At 43.8% G+C, this 5,293-nt stretch carries 5 protein-coding genes; 4 read left to right on the top strand and 1 reads right to left on the bottom strand.

Going from position 1 to position 5,293, the window contains the following annotated elements:
• From hisZ to ACLFWI_RS26260, 4 genes are all read left to right on the top strand, one after another.
• Nucleotides 1–1,578: ATP phosphoribosyltransferase regulatory subunit (gene hisZ, locus ACLFWI_RS26275; RefSeq protein ID WP_446415371.1), on the top strand; the 1,578-nt coding region annotated here is incomplete at its 5' end.
• A gap of 24 nt (nucleotides 1,579–1,602) precedes the next feature.
• Nucleotides 1,603–2,649 carry an ATP phosphoribosyltransferase gene (hisG, locus tag ACLFWI_RS26270; protein ID WP_446415370.1) on the top strand — a complete coding sequence of 349 codons (1,047 nt, stop codon included), beginning with the start codon at nucleotides 1,603–1,605 and terminating at the stop codon, nucleotides 2,647–2,649.
• Nucleotides 2,650–2,947: 298 nt separating this feature from the next.
• Nucleotides 2,948–3,364 carry a XisH family protein gene (locus tag ACLFWI_RS26265; protein ID WP_446415369.1) on the top strand — a complete coding sequence of 139 codons (417 nt, stop codon included), beginning with the start codon at nucleotides 2,948–2,950 and terminating at the stop codon, nucleotides 3,362–3,364.
• Nucleotides 3,352–3,681, top strand: a complete 330-nt coding sequence (locus ACLFWI_RS26260; RefSeq protein ID WP_446415368.1) for an element excision factor XisI family protein — start codon at nucleotides 3,352–3,354, stop codon at nucleotides 3,679–3,681. The genes ACLFWI_RS26265 and ACLFWI_RS26260 overlap by 13 nt, the downstream gene beginning before the upstream one ends.
• Before the next feature lie 128 nt (nucleotides 3,682–3,809).
• On the opposite strand, the gene ACLFWI_RS26255 is transcribed toward ACLFWI_RS26260, so the two are convergent.
• Entirely contained in the window at nucleotides 3,810–4,886 is a 1,077-nt protein-coding gene (locus ACLFWI_RS26255; protein ID WP_446415367.1) for a fatty acid desaturase, read from the bottom strand.
• Nucleotides 4,887–5,293: the final 407 nt, after the last annotated feature.

Here is a 5,293-nt window from a genome sequence, read left to right as displayed (position 1 = left end):
ACCAAAATGCGAACAACCAAAATTGAACGAGTGCGGGGCGTCAACGATGTCTTGCCCGACGATTACGCCATCACTAAACAGCTTGAAGATACCCTGCGCCAATGCTTCCAATCCTTCGGCTATCGTCCAATTGACGTGCCACTGATTGAATATACAGAACTGTATTTAAGGAAATCCGGTGAAGAAATCGCCCCCCGTCTCTATGACTTCATCTACCGCAACCGCCGCCTTTGCTTGCGCCCCGAATTTACCGCCTCTGTTGTCCGCGCTTATGTAGACAACCTGCAAGGCGTTCCCCAACCCATTCGCCTCTACTATGCGGGTTCCGCCTTCCGCTACGAACGCCCCCAGAAGGAACGCTACCGCCAGTTTAACCAGATGGGGATTGAACTGATTGGCGCGACTGGGGCGATGGCAGATGCCGAAATTATTGCGATCGCATCTCAAGGGTTAAATCGCTTAGGATTAAGTGGGTATCGCATCGTTCTGGGTCATATTGGCGTAATCTCTAAATTTCTGGATAACCTCCAGATCGAAAGTCGCTTGCGTAGCTTCTTGCTAACCAATATGGAAATTTTACGCAAGGAAGGCAAATCCGCCGTCGAACAGCGCTTGTGTGATATCTATCCCGCCTTTGCCCTCTATACCTCCAACCCCCAACTCAGCCCAGAACAAACAAACCCGGAGACAGTCCACAGCCAACGGTTGAGTCAACTCTTTCAGGGAATGGCAGAATCCGACGCCCAAACTACGATTCTGGATCTCCTAGACAGCATGAACATTGAATTGGCGGGGAATCGTGACGCCCAGGAAATTGTTGATCGCCTGCTGACCAAAATAAAACGCCAAGATCAAACTGAGAGAGTCAGTAAAGCGCTAGAGTTTATGAGTCAACTGGGACAACTGGTAGGAGAACCGACGGAAGTCTTAAAAGAAGCCCAAACACTCCTCTGTGCCCATGGCATTGATGATGCTGGACTTGAACAACTGCGTGAGATTATTAAGACATTAGAATTCTACAATCTAGATTCTAGTCAAATTAGCCTGGATTTAGGACTTAGCCGAGGATTGCAATACTATACAGGCATGATTTTTGAAATTTATCATGGCGCAGGCAAACAGGAGCGACAAATCTGCGGCGGTGGTCGATATGATGATTTAGTGGGAACCTTCGGCGGACGCCAAGATACCCCAGCTACCGGCTTTTCCTACGGGATGGAACGGCTAAGATTAGCCCTAGAAGGCGAGGGTAAAGTCTGGCAAGTGGATCAATTCGTGGATGTTTTGGTGGTTCCTGTCAGTCAAGATGATGCCGGATATGCCATTAATGTTGCCCAAAAATTGCGACATACTGGATTAGCAGTCGCCATGGATCTGAGAGGTAAAAGTGTTTCCAGTAACTTCCAATATGCCAACAAACAAGGCATTCCCTACACCATTCTCGTAGGTTCAGAGGAACGACAAGCGTCAAATGTTGTACTCAAGCAGATGGATTCCGGAGAACAGCAGCAGCTAACCGTAAGCGACGCCGCCAAGCATATTTATGATGGATTAAAACGAATGAAAAATGACAAATGACAAATAACAAATGACAAATAACAAATGACCAATGACAAATCACCAATGACCAATCACCAATCACCCGTTCGCCTCGCTCTCCCCAGTAAAGGAGCGCTGGAACGCTCGACAAGCAGCCTGCTGTCAGCCTGTGGGATGAGCGTCTTTAGACCCAGCGATCGCCAATATTTCGGCTCGATTCCTTCACTCCCTCAAATTAATGTACTTTTCCAACGGGCTGCTGATATTTTCACCAAAGTTGAAGAAGGTAGCGTTGACCTAGGAATTACTGGCTATGATGTCGTCTGTGAAGAAGGCGTGGGTCATGATAATGTCGTGGTTATTCATGACCGTTTGGGTTACGGTAAATGCGAACTGGTATTAGCCGTTCCCGAAAGTTGGGTAGATGTCTCCTCGATTGAAGATTTAGCCGAACTCACCCTTCTATTTAAAGAAAAAGGTAAAAACCTCAGAATTGCCACGAAATATCCTAATCTGACCAGAGATTGGTTGTATGAAAAGCTAATTGTCAACTTTTCCCTCGTCTCCGTCCAAGGCGCAATGGAAGCCGCACCCAGTATGGGTTATGCCGACATGATTGCTGATGTCACCAGTACGGGAACCACCCTGCGCGAAAACCGCTTGAAGCGGATTACTGGTGGGACACTTTTGAAGTCCCAAGCCTGTCTAATTGGCAATAAACGCCTCCTCCAAGACGATCCCACGAAACTGGATACAACTAAAACTATCTTGGAATTAATTGAGGCAAATCTGAATGCCAAAAAATATGTCTCGATTACGGCGAATGTTCGCGGTAAGTCAGCCGATGAGATTGGTGATTATTTGGTCAATCATAGTGAATTGAGCGGTTTAACTGGGTTACGAGGACCCACGATTGCCAAGGTTTATTCTAAGGAAGAAAAGGATTGGTATGCGGTAACAATTGTCGTTGAGCAAAATATGTTATTAGCGGCGGTTAATCATCTGAGAAAGGCGGGGGGGAGTGACATGACTGTTACGTCACCCGACTATGTATTTGGTTCCCAGTCTCAGAATTATCAGGTATTCTTGGAACGGTTAAAGGAAGATTAATAAACAGGGACATCCGATGAATACGATTGAAACGCAAGATGTACGGCGAGGGCAAACGATGACTTATGAACCTGTGAAAAGGTTAGTATAGCAGTAGACACATCGATTAGGACTTTCTGAACTCTGGTAGAGACCTTGCATGCAACGTCTCTACCATAAGATGTGTCCTAACCGCTATGGCGATTGCTACAATTCAGCTACGGCAATAGCGCGATCGCTTTTTTGTGGGTAGATGAGCGATCGCTCCACAGTAATGTTTTTTAATATACTATAAGTAGCGGCAAACTCAAGTTAATTTATGCCAGCTAAAGATTTATTTCATAATATAGTTAAAACAGCCCTCGAAAAAGATGGATGGACAATTACTGACGAGCATCTATTTATTCAAGTAGAGGATGTTGATTTTTACATAGATTTAACAGCAGAGAGAATTTTAGCTGCTGAGAAAACTGGTAAAAAAATAGCAGTAGAGATAAAATCCTTTTTAGGAGCCTCAGACGTAACTGAATTTCACCTAGCTCTTGGTCAATGTCTCAATTACCGTTCAGCATTGAGGTTGACCGAACCTGATCGGATTTTGTATTTAGCAGTTCCGGTAGATGTTTACGATGAGTTTTTTAGTCGGAGGTTTATTCAAAGAATAATTGGCGAATATCAACTAAAATTACTAATTTTTAACCCAGCTCAAGAGGAGATTGTTATATGGAGAGACTGAATTACAAAGAAATAGTCCAAAGAATTCTTGAAAGCCACGCAAAAAATCGCTCAAATAGTCAGACAGAAGTAAAACTGATATTTGATACGGAGCGCGATCGCTATCAAGTTCTTAATATTGGTTGGCAAGAACTAACGCGGATATTTGGTTGTATCATTTACGTAGAAATTAAAGATGGCAAAATTTGGATCGAACGCGATGGAACCGAAATCGGAGTGGCTAATGAATTAGTAGAAGCTGGAGTTCCTAAACAAGATATAGTTTTGGGTTTTAAAGCCCCCTATAAACGGAAATTTACTGAGTTTGCTGTTAGTTGAAGCAAATAAAAGTCAGGAAACTCACGACAATTATAGCAGTAGACACATCGATTAGGACTTTCCGAACTGTAGAGACGTTGCCTGCAACGTCTCTACAGTTCTAATGTAGTAAATCCGCCTTCTAGTCTTTAGTTCGAGCGCGGATGTTTGGCAGGTTCATAGTAAACCGGAGATCCTTGATCGGCAACAAAACGACAAGCCCAGTAAGAACGAATAAAACTCTTCCAAATCGGCTCGTTTGAGTTTCGGTAATACTCGCCTAACACGGGTTTAATTGCCTCGGTTGCCGTCTTCAAGTGATAGTGGGGCATATTCAAGAAAATATGATGCGCCACATGAGTACCGATATGATGATGAATGGGATTAATAAAGCCGTAATCCCGATCAATTGTTGATAATGCCCCTTTCAGGAAATACCAATCATCTCCCCGATACCAGGGAATATCCGGTTCAGTGTGATGCATGAATGTGACCAAATCTAGCCAGATTACAAACACAACATAAGGAACCAGATAATACTTCACCAGAAATAGCCAACCGAACTGAAATGTCAGTCCACCTAAAAAGGCAACCATTAGCACCCAGAGAACAGAACTGGTGACAATATCCCATTTTTCCGAGGGACGGAATAACGGACTATTGGGCATAAAATGGGAACCTTCGCGATCAGAGGATCGCTTAAATAGGTAGATGGGATAGGCTAGCAATGGTAAATTATACCGGAATAGCTTTTCATACCATGGCATCTGCTCATACTTAGTCTGAGATACCGGATACCAGCTTTCATCGGTTTCCAGGCTACCCGTATTGGCATGGTGCGTTCTGTGACTGATACGCCACCCGTGGAAGGGCACCAGGATGGGAGTGTGACACAGGTGTCCAATCAGATTATTCAACCATTTAATCTTAGAGAAAGAGCCATGACCGCAGTCATGACCCACCACAAACAACGCCCAAAACATGGTTCCTTGGAGTAACCAGAAGATGGGGAAAAAGAACCAGGAATCCAGTTTATAGGCGATGGCATAAAATCCAGCGATTATGCCAATGTCTAGAAAGAAATAACTGAGAGACTTCCAAACAGAAGGTTCAAAACAATAGGCGGGAATTGCCGTTTTCAACTCTTGGAGAGTAAAGGGTAACTCTTCTTTCCGAGTGGATGGGGCTGTAATCGTTGTCGGCTTGAGAACTGTGTTTGATTGCACGAAACTTCTAATTTAATTGAAAAACCTACATTTAGTCAACTACCTGCCACACAGAATATGCCAGGTGAACCGGGTAAATATAGGCTTGAATTACACAAGCTTGATTGTAACCTTTTATGACCTTAGTTGTTCAAATAAATCTGAAATTAGCGGATCAGATGTTTGTCAGCCAATAACTAAGCTATCGCTTCGCGGCTCATCCCATTAGCACCAAAATAGCGTTTATGCCAGATGTTGCTTTTGATCCCCATAGCGATATCCTATAGTATCAGTCAGTGTAAAACGGAGTTGACACAATACTATAAATATGTATTCAGTCGTCAATCAGACGTAGCTCTAACACTATAACTAGATGTGTTGGTTTAAGCAACCTCAACCCAACCTACAATAATAAAAGTGCGATCGCG

Origin of the sequence: Coleofasciculus sp. (assembly GCF_046539235.1) — a bacterium.
In the GTDB taxonomy this organism is placed as follows: Bacteria; Cyanobacteriota; Cyanobacteriia; order Cyanobacteriales; family Coleofasciculaceae; genus Coleofasciculus.
The sequence above is the reverse complement of the archived record's forward strand: the minus strand, read 5'-3'. Positions and strand labels throughout refer to the sequence as shown.

Coding starts and splice junctions, on each gene's coding strand:
- hisG (WP_446415370.1), top strand. CDS start 1,603: ATGACCAATGACAAATCACCAATGACCAATCACCAATCACCCGTTCGC.
- ACLFWI_RS26260 (WP_446415368.1), top strand. CDS start 3,352: ATGGAGAGACTGAATTACAAAGAAATAGTCCAAAGAATTCTTGAAAGC.
- ACLFWI_RS26265 (WP_446415369.1), top strand. CDS start 2,948: ATGCCAGCTAAAGATTTATTTCATAATATAGTTAAAACAGCCCTCGAA.